General features: G+C 39.0%; 16 protein-coding genes. 5 read left to right on the top strand and 11 right to left on the bottom strand.

Annotated elements, in window-relative coordinates; all coding sequences use genetic code 11:
• Window positions 1-114 precede the first annotated feature (114 nt).
• The 5 genes from AAW12_RS06400 to AAW12_RS06380 all read left to right on the top strand — a co-directional run bounded on the left by AAW12_RS06400 (window position 115) and on the right by AAW12_RS06380 (window position 4,628).
• Window positions 115-1,281 (top strand): glycosyltransferase family 4 protein, encoded by a 1,167-nt coding sequence (locus AAW12_RS06400; RefSeq protein ID WP_053003546.1) that lies wholly within the window; start codon window positions 115-117, stop codon window positions 1,279-1,281.
• Between the two features lie 4 nt (window positions 1,282-1,285).
• Window positions 1,286-2,095 (top strand): glycosyltransferase family 2 protein, encoded by an 810-nt coding sequence (locus tag AAW12_RS06395; RefSeq protein WP_046672776.1) that lies wholly within the window; start codon window positions 1,286-1,288, stop codon window positions 2,093-2,095.
• A gap of 24 nt (window positions 2,096-2,119) precedes the next feature.
• The gene (locus AAW12_RS06390; RefSeq protein ID WP_046672775.1) at window positions 2,120-2,929 is read left to right on the top strand and encodes a glycosyltransferase family 2 protein; all 810 of its coding nucleotides are present in this window, start codon (window positions 2,120-2,122) and stop codon (window positions 2,927-2,929) included.
• Window positions 2,930-2,941: 12 nt separating this feature from the next.
• A complete protein-coding gene (locus tag AAW12_RS06385; protein ID WP_046672774.1) occupies window positions 2,942-3,610 on the top strand; it encodes a glycosyltransferase family 32 protein in 669 nt (222 codons plus the stop codon).
• Window positions 3,611-3,671: 61 nt separating this feature from the next.
• The gene (locus tag AAW12_RS06380; protein WP_046672773.1) at window positions 3,672-4,628 is read left to right on the top strand and encodes a glycosyl transferase family 90; all 957 of its coding nucleotides are present in this window, start codon (window positions 3,672-3,674) and stop codon (window positions 4,626-4,628) included.
• Here AAW12_RS06380 and AAW12_RS06375 read toward each other — a convergent pair.
• From AAW12_RS06375 to nuoH, 11 genes are all read right to left on the bottom strand, one after another.
• A complete protein-coding gene (locus tag AAW12_RS06375) occupies window positions 4,620-5,738 on the bottom strand; it encodes a glycosyltransferase family 4 protein (RefSeq protein ID WP_231585217.1) in 1,119 nt (372 codons plus the stop codon). The two genes, AAW12_RS06380 and AAW12_RS06375, sit on opposite strands and share 9 nt — an antisense overlap.
• A 12-nt stretch (window positions 5,739-5,750) precedes the next feature.
• The gene (locus AAW12_RS06370) at window positions 5,751-6,965 is read right to left on the bottom strand and encodes a glycosyltransferase family 4 protein (protein WP_084823096.1); all 1,215 of its coding nucleotides are present in this window, start codon (window positions 6,963-6,965) and stop codon (window positions 5,751-5,753) included.
• Entirely contained in the window at window positions 6,962-7,987 is a 1,026-nt protein-coding gene (locus AAW12_RS06365; protein ID WP_046672772.1) for a glycosyltransferase family 9 protein, read from the bottom strand. The genes AAW12_RS06370 and AAW12_RS06365 overlap by 4 nt, the downstream gene beginning before the upstream one ends.
• Window positions 7,988-7,990: 3 nt before the next feature.
• Window positions 7,991-8,596: a DUF4254 domain-containing protein gene (locus AAW12_RS06360; RefSeq protein ID WP_046672771.1), complete on the bottom strand. Its 606-nt coding sequence runs from the start codon at window positions 8,594-8,596 to the stop codon at window positions 7,991-7,993.
• Window positions 8,597-8,704: 108 nt separating this feature from the next.
• The gene (locus AAW12_RS06355; protein ID WP_046672770.1) at window positions 8,705-10,183 is read right to left on the bottom strand and encodes an NADH-quinone oxidoreductase subunit N; all 1,479 of its coding nucleotides are present in this window, start codon (window positions 10,181-10,183) and stop codon (window positions 8,705-8,707) included.
• A 6-nt stretch (window positions 10,184-10,189) separates the two neighbouring features.
• Complete coding sequence (locus AAW12_RS06350; RefSeq protein WP_046672769.1) at window positions 10,190-11,791, bottom strand: NuoM family protein; 1,602 nt, start codon at window positions 11,789-11,791, stop codon at window positions 10,190-10,192.
• 3 nt (window positions 11,792-11,794) lie between these two features.
• Complete coding sequence (locus AAW12_RS06345; RefSeq protein WP_046672768.1) at window positions 11,795-13,849, bottom strand: NADH-quinone oxidoreductase subunit L; 2,055 nt, start codon at window positions 13,847-13,849, stop codon at window positions 11,795-11,797.
• Between the two features lie 3 nt (window positions 13,850-13,852).
• The gene (gene nuoK, locus AAW12_RS06340; RefSeq protein ID WP_046672767.1) at window positions 13,853-14,161 is read right to left on the bottom strand and encodes an NADH-quinone oxidoreductase subunit NuoK; all 309 of its coding nucleotides are present in this window, start codon (window positions 14,159-14,161) and stop codon (window positions 13,853-13,855) included.
• Window positions 14,158-14,703 carry an NADH-quinone oxidoreductase subunit J gene (locus AAW12_RS06335; protein ID WP_046672766.1) on the bottom strand — a complete coding sequence of 182 codons (546 nt, stop codon included), beginning with the start codon at window positions 14,701-14,703 and terminating at the stop codon, window positions 14,158-14,160. Before AAW12_RS06335 ends, nuoK begins: the two co-directional genes overlap by 4 nt.
• Before the next feature lie 3 nt (window positions 14,704-14,706).
• Window positions 14,707-15,270 carry a NuoI/complex I 23 kDa subunit family protein gene (locus AAW12_RS06330; protein WP_046672765.1) on the bottom strand — a complete coding sequence of 188 codons (564 nt, stop codon included), beginning with the start codon at window positions 15,268-15,270 and terminating at the stop codon, window positions 14,707-14,709.
• A 3-nt stretch (window positions 15,271-15,273) separates the two neighbouring features.
• The gene (nuoH, locus tag AAW12_RS06325; RefSeq protein WP_046672764.1) at window positions 15,274-16,347 is read right to left on the bottom strand and encodes an NADH-quinone oxidoreductase subunit NuoH; all 1,074 of its coding nucleotides are present in this window, start codon (window positions 16,345-16,347) and stop codon (window positions 15,274-15,276) included.
• Window positions 16,348-16,373 lie beyond the last annotated feature (26 nt).

Genomic DNA, 16,373 nt, shown 5'->3' with positions numbered 1-16,373 from the left:
TAGATCTTAATACTCCTGCAAAAGAAAAATCAAGGAGAATGTGGCATTTTCCGAGAATAATTCGTATTATTTAATATAAAAGCAATTGCTGCTTTACCTATTCAATAAGAATAAATGCAAACAATAAAGAAAAAGAGAATATTATATTTTATGCCTGAAAATCCTAACAGTTCGAAAGCAGGCAATTTGACCAGGTGTAAGCAATTGTTAACTTATTTTAATACGCTAAATGCAAATTTTGAGACTGATTTTGTGTCCTCAATTAATTGGGCACCAGGAGATGAAGCTATTTTTCAATCCGAATTTCCAAATGTTAACCTGATTATTTTACCTTTTAAATCTTCCAAAAAAAATAGGATTAGTTATTTCTTTCGTGATAAATTACAAAAAGAGATAAAAAATATATTCCACTCAAATTTGGTTGATCGTGTTTCGCCATCCTTTCAAAGAAGATTTGAAAAGGTTTTAAGCGCTCATAGATATGATTACGTTATTATTAGTTATGTTGAATTTGGTAGTTTGGTAAAGAATTTGATAGGACCTTATACAATTTTAGATTCGCATGATTTTCTGACGCTGCAAAATAAGACAAAGGAAAAGGAAAACTTTTCAATGCGTCAATTGGGTAAAATGTTTGGAGCTGAGTTGTCTATGATGACCTCTTTTAATGAGATATGGACATTTTCAATTGAGGAAAAATATATTTTTGAACAGTTTGCAGATAAATTTGTACGATTAATTCCGGTTTCAATGCCATCTCCTGTTATTCAAGAACGCGAAAAGAAGATAGACTTAATTTATGTGGCGAGTGATAATCCACACAATGTGACAAGCATAACGTGGTTTTTAGAAAAAGTATTTCCACTACTTACGAATGTTGAACTGCATGTGATTGGCAAGATTTGTGCACATATTCCAACTGTGAAAAATGTTATAAAACATGGATTGGTGGATGATCTTACAGCATATTATGAGCAAGCTAAAGTTGCTATCTGTCCAATGCTTTCAGGGACAGGAATCAAAATAAAGGTTTTGGAAGCATTATCTTTTGGCATTCCGGTTGTAACCAACCAACGTGGTGTCGATGGATTGTTTAATAAATCAGATAATGGATGTCTTATAGCACTAAATGAACAGGCTTTCGCTTCTCATATAATTGAATTGCTCCGGGAGGGTGAATTTCATGAAAGGAAATCGAATCAGGCTATTGCATATATGAGAAGTAATCATACCGTAAAGAAAGAGTATGAGGTCTTGGATGCTGTTTTTAACAATAGATGAATAAATGAAAATCTCTCTAATAATATCTACTTATAACTGGCCGGAGGCGTTGGCATTATGCTTGGAAAGTGTATTGCATCAGAAGGATCTTCCTGATGAAATCCTTATCGCTGATGACGGGTCTGGAAAGGAGACAGAGCGAATTGTGGCAGAATATAAAAGTAAGTTTAATATTCCTTTTATTCATGTATGGCATGAAGATGAAGGTTTCCAGTTGGCGAAAATCAGAAATAAAGCAATCGCTAAAGCCTCATCCGACTATATTGTTCAAATTGATGGTGATTTAATTTTGCACCCCTATTTTATTCGGGACCATCGGAAATTCGCGCAAAGAGGATCCGTAGTACGGGCCAGCCGTATTTATCTTGATCGGGAATTTTCCGAGAAAAAATTGACTAAGCGTGATACAAAGGTGAATAGATTCGATAAAGGAGTTTCGAACCTATTCAGTGCTTTTCGTTTTCAGTTGTTATGGAAATATTTTGAATTTAATTATAAAAATAAAGGCAACGAACGTTGGGAGATTCATGGGGCCAATATGGCCTATTGGAGAGAAGATGCCATTCGTGTGAATGGCTATAATGAAGACTTTAAGGGCTGGGGGCCGGAAGATAAAGAATTTGTCGCTAGACTTCTAAATATCAACATCAAAAAACGATTCTTAAAATTCGGCGGCATTGTGTTTCATATTTGGCATGCGATAAATGCAAAAGAAAATTTAGGCAACAACAATTGTTTGTTTGCAAAGACAAAAAAGCTAAATTTGACCTATTGTGATAATGGTATTGATAAATACCTGAAATCATCTGATTAGCACTTACGGTTTTATAGCTATTTTTTGGAAACTTCAATAATTATTACAACGTATAATAGGCCCGATGCATTGGAATTGGTGCTATTGTCTGCATTCAATCAAACAGTTTTGCCGAGTCAAATTATTGTTGCTGATGACGGTTCTGACGATAGAACAAGACTGCTGGTCCACCGTTATAAGCAAGTTTCTGAAATTCCTATCTGCCATGTTTGGCAGGAAGACTGTGGCTTTCGAGTTGCGCGTATTCGAAATCAAGCACTAGCTCAAGTGAAGTCACCCTATGTAATACTCGTGGACGGTGATATTCTCATGGCACCAAATTTTATTGAAGACCACCTAAAACTTGCCAAAGACGGACATTTTATTCAAGGAGGAAGGGTTTTACTGGATCAAGCATTAACAGCTAAATTGTTAACCGAGTCGAATCAACTAAAGTATCCAAATATGTTTCAGGCGGGATTCGAATCTGGTCGATTTGAAAAGAGAATAAGTAGTTTTCGTAATCTTCTTTTAGCACGATGGACTGCCAAAAACCTAGCACATAAAAGAAGCAAAGTACGCTCTTGTAATATGTCCTTCTACATGCGCGATGTTCGTGCAGTGAATGGTTTTAATAATCTTTTTGAAGGCTGGGGCCGGGAAGACAGTGAATTTGTGGAACGTTTATTCAATTATGGACTCAAAGGGCAACTAATCAAGTTTGCTGCAATTGGGTATCACTTATATCATAAAGAAGCGTCTAGAAAAGCTCTTCCACAAAACGATCATTTATTAGAAAAGACAAAATTAGAAAAGCTGAAATCTTGTGCTGACGGACTTTCTAGTTTCCTGTAGTTATTCATTATCATGGGAATTCCAAAAAATATATTTCAAACATTTAAGGATAATAAGATTCCTTGGCTTACGAAGCTCTATATTCGCTCGTTCTTGAAAAAGAACAAGGGTTATTCATATGAGTTCTATGATGATCAACGGGTGAGTGACTTCTTTGCTGAACATTTTGATGAGCGCATAAATAAAGCTTATCATCGTCTTCAGATAGGGGCCGCCAAAGCAGATTTTTTTCGTTATGCTGTTTTATATATATACGGTGGCATTTATATAGATTTAGATAGTGATTTGTTAGTTTCCCTCGATAAATATCTAAATAGCGATGACGTTGCGGTAATAACGCATGAGAACAATAGGAGCCTGTATGCACAATGGGCACTGATCTTTGATAAAGGACATCCTTTTTTAAAAAGAACGATGGAACTGATTGTGGATAATATTGAACAGAATCGATTTCCACATGATGTGCATGCGATGACCGGCCCAACAGTTTATACATTAGCGATTAATGAAGTTCTGAAAGAGAATCCGAGTGTAGCGTATCGCTGCATAGAAGATGATTATAAAGGATTACTGAAATTTAAGTATAAATTAGGCAAACTCATGATTTATAAAGACAAGTCTAACCATTGGAAGAAACTGCAACTGCGTATTCCTGTTGTAAAGCCTGATACAGACTTTTAGGTTTGTTTATTTTAAGGGAGAGTTGTTTTTACTTATTTTTGAGGAAAAGTATTGCACATCGATGAATTTCAAAAGAATCTTTTTGCGAAATAAGAATAATAAGATTTACTATTATATTAAAGCAATTCTTAGGGAGCTAGTTCCTGATAGTCTTTCTCAAGCCCAACTGACAAAGCGTTTAAATAGCACTTATTATCGCAAAAATGCCACATATATTGATGATAGGGTAAATTATTACAATAAGTTGGAACGGCTTGAGCCTTTAGATCAGGACGCTATTGAAATAGGCAAATATCGCATACCAGAACGCATACGCGTTTATTATTTCGACAGTAAGGAATATTTAAGGTTTTTTAACCGCAAATTGCGGTTCAGTATTTTGCCAGGTGATATCATTCATATTCCCTCACATCCGACTTTACTCAAGAGCCGACCTATTCATGGTGATAATAGCAATGCAGTAGTCTTAAATTTGGATAAAGCAAGACATTTTAATTTTCTTCAGGACGACGTGTCTTTTGATAAAAAAATAGATATGTTGGTCGGAAGGAGTGGTTTTGGACAAGTGCATCGTAGCAGATTCTACCAATTGTATTATGATCATCCATTGTGCAACATCAAAAAGGCTAATCGATCTTCCGATAAGGATTATTTATCCATCGCAGGGCACCTTGATTATAAATTTATTTTGGCGCTTGAGGGAAACGATGTTGCGACAAACTTGAAGTGGATTATGTCCTCAAATTCTATTGCCGTCATGCCTATGCCGAAATATGAGACTTGGTTTATGGAGGGACGCCTAATTCCAGATGTTCATTTTATTTGTATTAAAGATGATTATTCTGATTTGGAGGAAAAATTGCGCTATTTTATGGCAGATGATCATGCGGCTAGGGTGATTGTAAAAAATGCGAACGCATATATAGCTCAGTTTAAAAATAAAAAAATAGAGGATATAATCGCATTAAAAGTCTTGGATAAATATTTTACGCATACCGTTCAGCCTAAATTACAATAAGGACTGATAGCAGTTTATGAGTTCTGATGCAATTTTTTCATCATTAAATTTTTGCACATAGTGACGTCCTTGCGCAATCATACTAGCGCTGGCTTGCGAATCGCCGAGAATATGTTTGATCGCTAGATTTATTTCCTCTACATTTGAAGGGTCGACATAACAAGACGATGGTCCACCAGCTTCTGGAAATACGCCCGAATTGGTTGTAATGACAGGAGTACCAGCATATAAGGCTTCGATGATAGGGATACCAAAGCCTTCAAAGATAGAAGGGTATATAAAAATTGATGCCATCGAATAAATAGTCGATAGTTCTTCAATAGTAAACCCTTGTTTTATAATGACTTTGCTTTCCAATTTGTTGGCTACGATATATCTGTTAATCTCCTCAAGATAGGGTGTTTTCTTACCAATTATTAATAATGGAATATCGATATCCTGAATAGCTTTTACAATTTGTAAAACATTTTTTCGTTTTTCAATTGAACCCACATTTAACAGGAAGTCTTTGGGTAAATTATATTTTAACCTTAATTTGTCCTGCTCGTCGTCGCTTTTTGGAACCTTGAAAGCCGGATGGCAACCCTGATATATAACCTCGATCTTATGTTCGGGAATTGCATAGTAATCGATGATATCTGATTTAGTCTGTTCACTAATTGCAATAATTTTATCAGCGTGATTAACCGCTAATTGGAATTTCTTGTTGTATATCCAACGATCGATGGGTTTATAGAGTTCGGGATAGCGTAAGAAGATTAAATCATGTATCGTGACAACAGATTTAATTCCACGGGCTTTTAAGCCCCTTGGTATCTCTCCTGTAAGCCCATGAAAGAGTTCTACACCGTCATTAAGCAGGTCAGATGCTATTCCAAAGCTTCGCCAAAGTGCGGGAAAAGCACGGTCAAAAGCATTTTTGGGTAAACGAATTTTTTGGTCAAGGATAGCTTGATCCGAAAGATGGTCGTCCGCTAATCTTGGTGTATACTTCAAATAAGTATTATCCGGATAATATTGTTCCAGTATACGGACAAGGTCCCGACTATAATTGCCTAAGCCTGTTCGATTGAGAAAATATCGTTTAGCGTCAAATCCAATTGTTATCATGCTTGACCCGGTTTAGCTTTCTTTAAAAATGTGTTCAAATTTACTTAATACCAAATCCCAATTATAATATTTAGAAACATATTCTTTAGCTTTTGCCTCAATGATGTTCTTATCGGTATTTGGATCTTGCAAATATGTGATAATTGAACTTAGGGACTGGAAGGAATCATAACAGAAAACAGCCCCACTTTTGCGTTCATGTTCGACCATGACATCACACTTTTTGTTACCAATGACCGGTTTCCCCAAGTGGAGCGCTTCCAATGTCAATAGTGATAAACTTTCGGCGAGTGAAGGATTAATAATGGCAAAGCTTTGTTGCATTAGCGCTTTTTTTTCTTCCTCGCTTACAAAACCAGTATAGATGATATCCGGATCTTGCTCAACATTCATGGTATTTTCTCCTGTAAGTACAAGTTGCAAGTCGATCTGTTTTTCTGATTTTAATTTCAGAAAATAGGTCATAAAATTGTTGATTTTTACAGACGTTATGCGACCACAATAAAGTAGGTATGGTGATTTGATCTGATATTTGGCACTGATGGCTGCTGCAGCTGGTAAATCATCTATTTGATTGACGCCTATGCCAACAATTGTATTTTTTGCCAGCGAATTTCTGAAAATTTCTAAACACATTTCTTTTTCACTTTCTGTATTAAAGGCAATATGATTGACTTTTGAGAATAAAAGTGTGTTGATACTTCTAAATAACATACTTTCCATATGTGCAGTGGGAATCAGAATAGACTTCTGTGGTACAAGGAGAGATCCCAATATGGTTAGCGGATTTTCGTAAGTAAAAAAAATGAATTTGTCGAAATCGTGTTGGAATTCCCTAATATAGTTAAGTAATGAAGACGAATAAAATGGATGTCCTTCCAAATAGGTTGATTCATCATCAACTTTGAATTTCCAAATGGGAAATAAGGAGAAAATAGGCTTTGCTAACCCCCAGCGATAGATCAATCGGCGTATCTTCCGGGCGATTTTACTTTTCTTTTCGGAACGCGAATTTTTATCGGTCACGAACCTCATCACAGGTATTCCCTGTATAATTTCTAGGCCCGGAGTGAAATCTTCCGATGGTTTATTTAAAAACTTGATATTGGTGGTTAATACAGTCACGTCATGCTTTGCTGATAATCGTTCTGCTAGCATTCTACAATGGAATTCGGCTCCACCGGTGATATCCAATCCGTATCGAATGGTTATTAACCCTATCTTCATCCTATTGCTTTTATTTTTTCAATCACCATTTCCGGTGTAATTAAATCAATTGCTTCTATCCCATCACAATCACAGGGCTTGTTGCCGTACACTGAACTCGGTCTGTTGGGGTGTTCAACATGGATGCAGTCTGTTAGCTGCTGCCCATAACCGATGAATCCAGCGTAAGGATGTGTGGCTCCCCACAAAGAAAGACACCTTACGCCCATCAACGATGCCATATGCAGTCCCGAAGAGTCCATACTGATCATGAGATCTAAATTTGAAATCAAATCCAGTTCTTCTCGTAGCGAAAGCTTGCCTATGGTATTATAGGTATTGGGAAATCGCTCCGTCCAGTTTTGCGCAATCTGGAATTCCTGTTCACCACCACCAAACAACAAAACATCATAGCCATTGTGCGTAAGTTCGTCTATTACATGTTCCATCTTGGTTTGCGGAAAAATCTTATAACGATGTTGTGCAAATGGGGCAATGCCAATTTTCTTTCGATCGAAATTCGCGAACATACTAAATGCCGCTTTGGGCACATCCTGCAAATTAAGAACCAATTTATTGCTGAGTTCAAATTTGAAACCTAATGCGCGAAATACATCTGCATAACGCTCGACCGTTAGCTTTAAAGGAACCTTAATTTTGTTGTTTTCGCGGGTTAAAGCTTTTTTTTCCGCCCTGCCTTTGTCAAGTTGTTTTACTTTTACACCCGATAAGGAAAATAAAAGATCGACTACGCGGGAGCGTAAATTGAAATGTAAGTCAGCTACAGCATCTGCGCCGTATTGAGCCAGTTCTTTTTTTAGCCTGACTAAGCCCAAAAAACCTTTATGAATTGTTTTGGGTTCAATCGCGTGAAACCGTACACCTTTTATTCCATCAAAAAATGGAGCAAAGAATTTCCGGCTGACCATTATGATTTCTACATCAGGGTATTGAATACAGAATTCTTTCAATACTGAGGCGACCATGGCAACATCGCCCATAGCTGAAAATCGGGTTACTATGATCCGCTGCGGTAAGGACATGTTTTATTTTCCTGATGAATATAGGACAGGGTTCAATGCCGGATCGTTATACATTTTCATCTGTTTATAGACTTTCATGTATTTATCGCCAGATGCGATGGCGGTCATCAATTCATCAATACTTTGGGATAAATCTTTTCGTTGTTCCAATAAAACGTTTAGTTTTTCCTGGCAGGAAATGATATGTGTTTCGGAAGCATCTGTGCGCAATGTTTCCTGTTCCATGTGGTAGATTTTTAGAGCCAGAATGGAAAGTCTATCAATAGCCCATGCCGGACTTTCAGTATTGATTGTCGCTGTAGAACTCGCCTGTATATCTTGAAATTTTTGCAGAAAATAACTATCAATGTACTCTACTGTATCTGTGCGATACTGATTGGATTCATCAATACGTCTTTTCCAGTATAAGCCTTCTTGAGGTTCAATAGCGGGATTACGCACAACATCTTCCATATGCCATTGTACAGTGTCAATCCAGCATTTTAAATAGAGGAGATGTTCCAGGGATTGTTTGTCATACGGGTTTTGGATTGGATGATCAATCTGATCGTATACGTGGTAATCCTGGATAGCACGCTGAAAAATTGGATTTGCTATTGCACTAATCATGTTACAAATATAAAATATATTATGGAGTTATTCTTACTATTCACTTCAGACATTAAGCGAATGAATTGGACGATAGACTTATTTAAAATGAAAGGAGTTTCCTGTTTTCTAGAATGCCGAAAGTAATAAATCGGGAAAGATACCTAAGATCAACACCGCGACGGTACATAAGATTCCAATACATAAGAGCAGCATATTGAATTTAACAGCTGGAGATCCTGTATTTTCTCTTAAAAACGCATTCAGCGGTATCTTAAAATAATAAAATAGGGAGATGACAGATGTCAATGCGCCAACTAGGAGTAATGCCAACAAACTGAAGGATTGGAAGTTTTGGTATTGTTCGAACACTTTGGAAAAGACCAAAAGTTTTCCAACAAAACCCGCAGTAGGAGGTAGGCCGACCAAAGCGATTAAAACAATCGAAAAGGAGGTGAACAACAGGGGGAATTGCTTTCCTAAGCCACGATAAGATTCAATCGTGGTATTTCCTAAACTAGTTTCCAAGGCATCAATAAAGATAAAGACCGCAATATTCATCAGCGCGTATATGGAAAGGTAAAATAAGAGCACATTTGATTCCTTATTTTGATAAACCAATACAGCCATAAGGAGTATACCCGTATGCCCGATGGAAGAGTAGGCCATCATCCTTTTGGCATCCTGTTGACGCAAAGCGGCTAAATTACCAATCAGCATAGTTGCAATGGCGATCGCAATAATCACATAAGTCAGAAAATCACTGAAATAAAAAGAAACATTGAGCCATGCGGAGAATATCTTGGACAAAAGAACAACGACCGCAATTTTGGGTACCGTAGCAAGATAGGTGGTAATCACTGTTGGGGCACCCTGGTAAACATCCGGGCTCCAGACATGAAAGGGAAAAAAACTGAGTTTGAATCCAATACCTGTCAGCAAAAATAATAAAGCAATGCTGATCATGATCTGGGGTGCTTCCATCAAGCCGGCAATGTGGCTTGGAGCGTCAAAATTCAGGTTTCCCGTGAAACCGTATAGTAAAGACAAGCCATAGAGCATAACGGCGGCACAGATGGATCCAAACAGGACATATTTTAAAGCAGCTTCCGATTGAACCTTTGTGGAAGAAAAATAGCCAACCATAATATAGGAGCTGATCGAAACGGTCTCCACAGCAATAAAGATCATCAGCCAGTTACTCGACATCGTCAGCAGGTGCAGGCCAAGGGTTGCGGTCAGTAGCACAGCGTATAGGTCGCCTAAGGGGCGGTCTTGTTGGCGTTGTTGGATAAAGATACAGATGAGCATTGTTGACAACAGCATAATCAAACGTGCAGCTACAGCAAATGCATCAATATGGATCATATCAAAGAAGCCCGTTACCTCGATCTTACTGAGTCCCTGTCCCACAAGGTAACAGCCACTGAGCAATAACCCAATGAGGGTAATGGCAAAAGAGGTATTCTTCCAGTGTTTGTCAATAAAAAGACTAGCGAGGATAGTACCAATAAAAGTGACGATCAATGTCAGTTCGGGCTTAAAATAAGGAACGCTTACGATAATCTGATCGATGAAAGAACTGATATATGGACTGAATGCGAGCATGCTGAATTAGATAAATTGTTGGATAAAACTCACGAGATTCAGAACACTGGCGTTTAGGTTGTTAAATACTAATGCCGGCATAATTCCAAGTAATAGCGCAAGCGCTAGGGTAGGAAATAAGATCACTTGTTCCCGTAAATTGACGTCTGTCAGTGCATTACTCCAGGAGTCCCCACCTTTTAAGCGAATTTGCCCAAAGAACATGCGTTGCAGTGTCCAAAGTAGATAGGCCGCACTTAATAAGATACCTATGGAGCCCGCTAGTGCCATCCAACGCGGTAATCCAGTTCCTATACTCGCCGAATTGAAGGAGCCGATAATGACAAAGGCTTCGCCAATAAAGGCTGAAAAGCCGGGCAGGCCTAGGGACGCAAAAAATGCGACAGCGACATAACCTGTGTATTTGGGCATAATTTGAGCTAGGCCACGGAAACTATAGATATTTCTGTCGTGTACACGGTCGTAAACCACACCAACAAGGAAAAAGAGTGCCGCGGATAAAAATCCATGCGAAATCATCTGAAACATGGCGCCAGAAATACCTTCTGCAGTCAGCGATGCAATTCCAAGCAGCACAAAACCCATATGTGAAACCGATGAATAAGCAATCATTCGTTTCAGGTCTTTTTGGGATAAGGCATTCAAAGCACCATAAATAATGGAAACAACACCAATTAACCCCAGCCACCAATTGGATAAGGCAGCCATATCGGGAAAGATGCTGTAACAGATACGGATGATACCGTAACCACCTATTTTCAAAAGGATACCGGCAAGAATAATAGATACTGGTGTCGGCGCTTCAACGTGCGCATCCGGTAGCCAAGTATGTAGCGGAACAATGGGTACTTTAATAGCGAAGGCAAAAAAGAGCACAATGAAACCGACCAGACGAGCGGAAATGCCCAAAATCTCCTGATAACCTTCCCAGCCGAAAATAGAACCCTCAAGATAATTCTGTGGATTCATCATATAGATCATGTTGAAGGTATGTGCTCCAGTCAAGGGGTTGATTACTGAAAAATACAATCCGACGATAATCAACAACATAAATACAGACCCGAATAGGGTATATAAAAAGAATTTTATAGCTGCATATTCGCGTCTTGCGCCACCCCAGATACCGATCAAGAAGTAGAGTGGCAGTAACATGACTTCATAAAACAAATAAAATAGGAAGAAATCCAATGCGCAGAAAATCCCCATAACAGCCATATTAAGTACCATGAGCAAGGCAAAATATCCCTTTGGACTTTTCTGAATATTCCAGGAGGCACCTATAGCCATCAACATAACGAAGGCACTCAGCAATAACAAGGGCATGGAGATACCATCAATACCAATAAGATAATCAATCTCTAATTTTCCTATAGATCCTAAATCTAACCGGATCCAGGAAAGCTGTTCAACAAATTGATAGCCCGCCAGATCTTGGACTCCTGTTTTGCTTGCATCAAATTGTACATAACATATTCCGGCCAGTACAAACTGTATTGCTGTGAATGCTAAAGCAATATATTTGTAACTCGATTTATAGCGTGTTGGTAAGGCGAGAATGAGCGCCGTAGCCAATAGCGGTAAAAATATCAATAAGGATAGAATAGGCATTTCCTAAAAGAATATAAGATAAATTAAACCAAGTAAAACTAATAAAAAGACGGAATACAATGCTGTCTGTATCTTTCCGTTTTGGACCAGGCGAACTTGATTGCCTGTCCAATAGGCTACAGTAGCAACCGTATTAACAAAACCATCTACAATATATTTGTCTATCCACACACTTAGCTGAGAGAGGGATAAGACGATAAACTGAATCAAAGAAACGAAAGCGTCAACGATATGACGGTCAAACCAATAACAGAACTGCGCTAATTTTAATGTGCCATTTACAAAGACTGCTTGGTAAAATTCATTGATATAACCCTGGTTGAAAGCGGCTTTTAATGCCTTGCTAGCGGGGTTTAACGGGTATTTATTTTGTACATACCATTTCCAGCCGATGATCCAGCCAATAACCGAACCAAGGAGCAGTATTGCCGGGATAATAAGGTGTGCACTATGGCTTGGTGCAAAAGCATATTCATCCAATAAAAGGCCGTCCATCAACCAGGAATCATGATAAGAAAACGGATTGAATGAGAATACCGGAAATAGACAGAAGAGACCCAACATAAACATGGGGATCAACATGGTCTTTGGGGCTTCATGTAGTGGATGATCCTGTAGTTTGCCCTGAAGCTGTTTCAACAGTCTGAACTCTCCAAAAAAGGCTTTAAAGAGCAAACGCCCGATGTAGAAAGCCGTTAGAATACTTACTAGAATTAAAATCGCAGGAATGATAAGGTATAAGTTACCTTTTGAAAGAGCCCATTCAAACGAAGAGATAACAATACTATCTTTGGATAAATAACCTGAAGTCAATGGGAAGCCTGCAAGTGCTAGCGAAGCTATACACATCAGCACGAAGGTTTTTGGCATATAGTGACGTAGTCCTCCCATATTCCGTAAATCCTGCGGATCAAAGTCCAATTGGCTATGTGCTTTGAGATGGGCCATTTCATGAATGACAGCTCCTGCCGAAAGAAATAATAGACACTTAAAGAAGGCATGCGTAGTCAGATGAAATAAAGCAGCATCCCATGTTCCAATGCCAATGCCAACCATCATAAAACCAAGCTGCGATATGGTCGAAAAAGCAAGAATACGTTTGATGTCGTATTGGCCAAGCGCGAAGTATGCGGCCGAAGCAGCGGTTATTGTACCAATGATGGCAATAAATAATAAGGCAGATTCATTAAATAATGGAAATACAGTTGCCAGCAGGAATACACCGGCAGCAACCATGGTCGCAGCGTGAATCAACGAGGATACCGATGTAGGACCTTCCATGGCGTCAGGAAGCCATACATGTAATGGAAATTGTGCAGATTTAGCCATAGCTGCCAAGAAGAAGGCTAAGCCTGCAATCGTAAGCCAAATCTGAGGTAAGCTATTGACTGGAGATATCCATAATCCTTGGGCGATTGTGGATTGATAAATTAAGCCATTGTCCCCAAAGAGATCGATTAAATTGAGGGTTTTGAACTGTGTAAATAGGATCGCAAGCCCAATTAAAAACCCGAGGTCGCCGATACGATTGACCAAAAATGCTTTTTTATTGGCTTGTACAGCTGTTTCACGTGTGAACCAGAAGCCGATGAGGAGATACGATGCAAAACCGACCAATTCCCAAAAAACATACATCAATAAGAGGCTATCCATAATAACCAATCCCAACATCGCAAAACAGAATAAGCTGAGATACATCCAATAACGGTGAATACCTGAATCGCCATGCATATAGGCTCTGGAGTATATATGTACGGGTAGGGCAATGGTCGGTACCAAAAAAAGCATCAACGTGCTCAAATTGTTCAGCAGGATACCAACTTTAAATGCTGTTTCACCAACGGTGAACCAGCTTACTTGAATTGATACTGCCGGATTATTCCATATAGAGAACCAGGTCAATCCACCAGCGATAAAGCTGAGGATGATAGCTGCGAGGGAAACTAGACCCGACTGGTCGCGTTTACCTGCTATTGCTTGATATAGGAATGCCACAAATGGCGCTGCCAAGGTAAGCAGTGCGGTCAGAAGGGGCGATATGTGAACAAATTGATCCAATGCTTACTTGTCTTTTAATTGGTTGATCTCATCCGGATTAATGGTTTTGTAATGTCTGTAGACATTTAATACAATAGCCAATCCAACGGCAACTGCAGCCGCTGCGAGAACGATGGCAAACAGGGCAAAAATTTGCCCACCATAACTGACCTTGTCGTATTTTCCAAAAGCAACAAAGTTCAGAATGGCGGCGTTGATCATCAACTCAATACCGACCAAAATCATAATTGCATTTTTCTTGGAAAGAACGGTATAGAGGCCAATGCAAAAGATGCAGGCACTGACAACTAAAAAATGCGTCAGCGTAATCATATTGTACGCTCCTTTCTCGATAGATGTGAGGCTCCGATTAAGGCCATCATCAAAAACACGGATATAATTTCAAATGGTAAAACGTAAAAGGTCATAAAACGTAACCCAATCTGATGAATGTTATTATCTGATGCGATAATCATGGTCCTATTTTCCTGGGCTTTTAAGATCCACCATGTTGGAGGAGCCTGTTGCCATTCAACAATGCCGTATAGCATAAGCAATAGGAAGCCAAGCACGATGGGAATCGTCTGCCACTTAGGCATGGTTAAGAATGTACCGCTGCTATCCTGAAGGTCTTTCAGGAGTTCTTTGTTGGAGAGCATAAAGGCAAATAACATCAATATGAGCACGCCTCCAACATACACCATAATTTGTGTGATAGCTACAAAATCGGCTAAAGCAAATAAGTAGAGTCCTGCCATAGCAAATAACACAATAAAAAACAGGAACAATGCACGCGCAATATTTTTAAGATTGACCAGTAAAAGTGCTGAACCGATTGCTAGGGTAGCAAAGGCGTAGAATAAAATAGTTTCCATCTTTTATTTTTGCTTTGCTGCCTCCTTTTCAGCTTGAAACTTGGTCCACTCTGCTTTGCGCTGTGCGACCTCACTATCGGTCATATCTGAAAAACCATAGATAAGATCGGTCAGTTTTTGAGAACTGCGGTCATATTCATTGGTCATGGTAATACATTCCGTCGGACATACCACAGTACAAAGTCCACAGTACATACATTTGGCCATATCAATATTGAATTTGGCCGGATATAGTCTTTTTACACTTCCATCGGAAGTTTTTCCAATCGCTTCCGGTGATTTGATGGCTTCGATTTCGATGCAGTCGACAGGACAAGCCTTTGCGCATAGATCACATACAATACAGTCCTCGATATCGACTTGCAATTGATAGCGGGCAACTTCGGGGATTGGCATTTTTTCACGCGGGTATTGTACGGTGACAATACCTTCTTGTTGATCAAAGTAATTGTCTTTCTTGATATTCAATTCTGTTCGCGAACGTCGGGCACCAAACAAGTGCTTAACAGTCAAAGATAAACCCTTGATTGCCGTACGAAATGCATGCGAAGCTGTTTTAAATATCATATCCTATGCTATAACTAAAATTCGCCAAATTGCAGAGATGGCCATACAAAGAAAAGCCAGCGGTGTCAATACTTTCCAACATAAACTCATCAGCTGGTCTGCACGTAACCGTGGTAATGTCCATCGAATCCACATTTGGATACCAACAATAAATAATGATTTGGCTAATGTCCAAAATATTCCCCACACTAAACCCGTGGTCCAATCGGCCAAACGTATTGCACCTATGTTTGGTAATGGTGTATTCCAAGCGCCTAAGAAGAGAACAACTCCCAACATCGATACCAAAAACATCATGGCATACTCTGCCAAAAAGATAAAGGCAAATTGTATGCCCCCATATTCTGTATGGAAACCGCCAACTAACTCAGATTCGGCTTCCGGGATATCAAAGGGTGCACGATTACACTCGGCAAGGGTAGCAATAAAGAATATGATGTAGGTAATAATCAAATGTGGGGCCTGAAAGATGTTCCAGGCGAAAAGGCCTCCGATCTCATTGACTTCCCAAAAACCAAAGAATTTAATGCTTCCATGAGTTAGAATTCCTTGTCCAATGGCGATTTCATTCAAATTTAGGGTTTGGGTTAGCATCACTACAGCAATCAGCGAAAGGCCTACCGGTATTTCATAGGACACCATCTGTGCAATGGCACGCATGGAACCCAATAAAGAATATTTGTTGTTAGATCCCCAACCTGCCATTAAAATGCCCAAAGCATCAATGGAGATGATGGCCATAATAAAGAACAAGCCTGTATGTGTATCCGCCGGGATAAAATCTTTGGCCCAGGGAATAACGGCAAAACCTGTAAATACAGCAACGAAAATAACGATAGGAGCAACTCTAAAGAGTATTTTATCGGCCGATGAGGGGGTGATTAATTCTTTTTGTAATAATTTGAGAATGTCGGCAATCGTTTGGAGACTGCCATACTTTCCTGTTTCCATCGGTCCTAGACGATCTTGTACAAATCCCGCGATCTTACGCTCGGCATATACTGCAAATAAGGTAAAGGCTGCTATAAAAGTGAAAATAGCAATGGGAACCAAGATATGTAGTATTGTTTCTAACAAGTCTTATTTATAATGATTTTTAATAA

This window comes from Sphingobacterium sp. Ag1, assembly GCF_000988325.1.
Classification (GTDB): Bacteria; Bacteroidota; Bacteroidia; order Sphingobacteriales; family Sphingobacteriaceae; genus Sphingobacterium.
Note: the sequence above shows the minus strand (reverse complement) of the source record. Positions and strands in the feature narration are given on the sequence as shown.

Coding starts and splice junctions, on each gene's coding strand:
- AAW12_RS06400 (WP_053003546.1), top strand. CDS start 115: ATGCAAACAATAAAGAAAAAGAGAATATTATATTTTATGCCTGAAAAT.
- AAW12_RS06395 (WP_046672776.1), top strand. CDS start 1,286: ATGAAAATCTCTCTAATAATATCTACTTATAACTGGCCGGAGGCGTTG.
- AAW12_RS06385 (WP_046672774.1), top strand. CDS start 2,942: ATGGGAATTCCAAAAAATATATTTCAAACATTTAAGGATAATAAGATT.
- AAW12_RS06380 (WP_046672773.1), top strand. CDS start 3,672: ATGAATTTCAAAAGAATCTTTTTGCGAAATAAGAATAATAAGATTTAC.
- AAW12_RS06375 (WP_231585217.1), bottom strand. CDS start 5,738: ATGATAACAATTGGATTTGACGCTAAACGATATTTTCTCAATCGAACA.
- AAW12_RS06370 (WP_084823096.1), bottom strand. CDS start 6,965: ATGAAGATAGGGTTAATAACCATTCGATACGGATTGGATATCACCGGT.
- AAW12_RS06365 (WP_046672772.1), bottom strand. CDS start 7,987: ATGTCCTTACCGCAGCGGATCATAGTAACCCGATTTTCAGCTATGGGC.
- AAW12_RS06360 (WP_046672771.1), bottom strand. CDS start 8,596: ATGATTAGTGCAATAGCAAATCCAATTTTTCAGCGTGCTATCCAGGAT.
- AAW12_RS06355 (WP_046672770.1), bottom strand. CDS start 10,183: ATGCTCGCATTCAGTCCATATATCAGTTCTTTCATCGATCAGATTATC.
- AAW12_RS06350 (WP_046672769.1), bottom strand. CDS start 11,791: ATGCCTATTCTATCCTTATTGATATTTTTACCGCTATTGGCTACGGCG.
- nuoK (WP_046672767.1), bottom strand. CDS start 14,161: ATGATTACGCTGACGCATTTTTTAGTTGTCAGTGCCTGCATCTTTTGC.
- AAW12_RS06335 (WP_046672766.1), bottom strand. CDS start 14,703: ATGGAAACTATTTTATTCTACGCCTTTGCTACCCTAGCAATCGGTTCA.
- AAW12_RS06330 (WP_046672765.1), bottom strand. CDS start 15,270: ATGATATTTAAAACAGCTTCGCATGCATTTCGTACGGCAATCAAGGGT.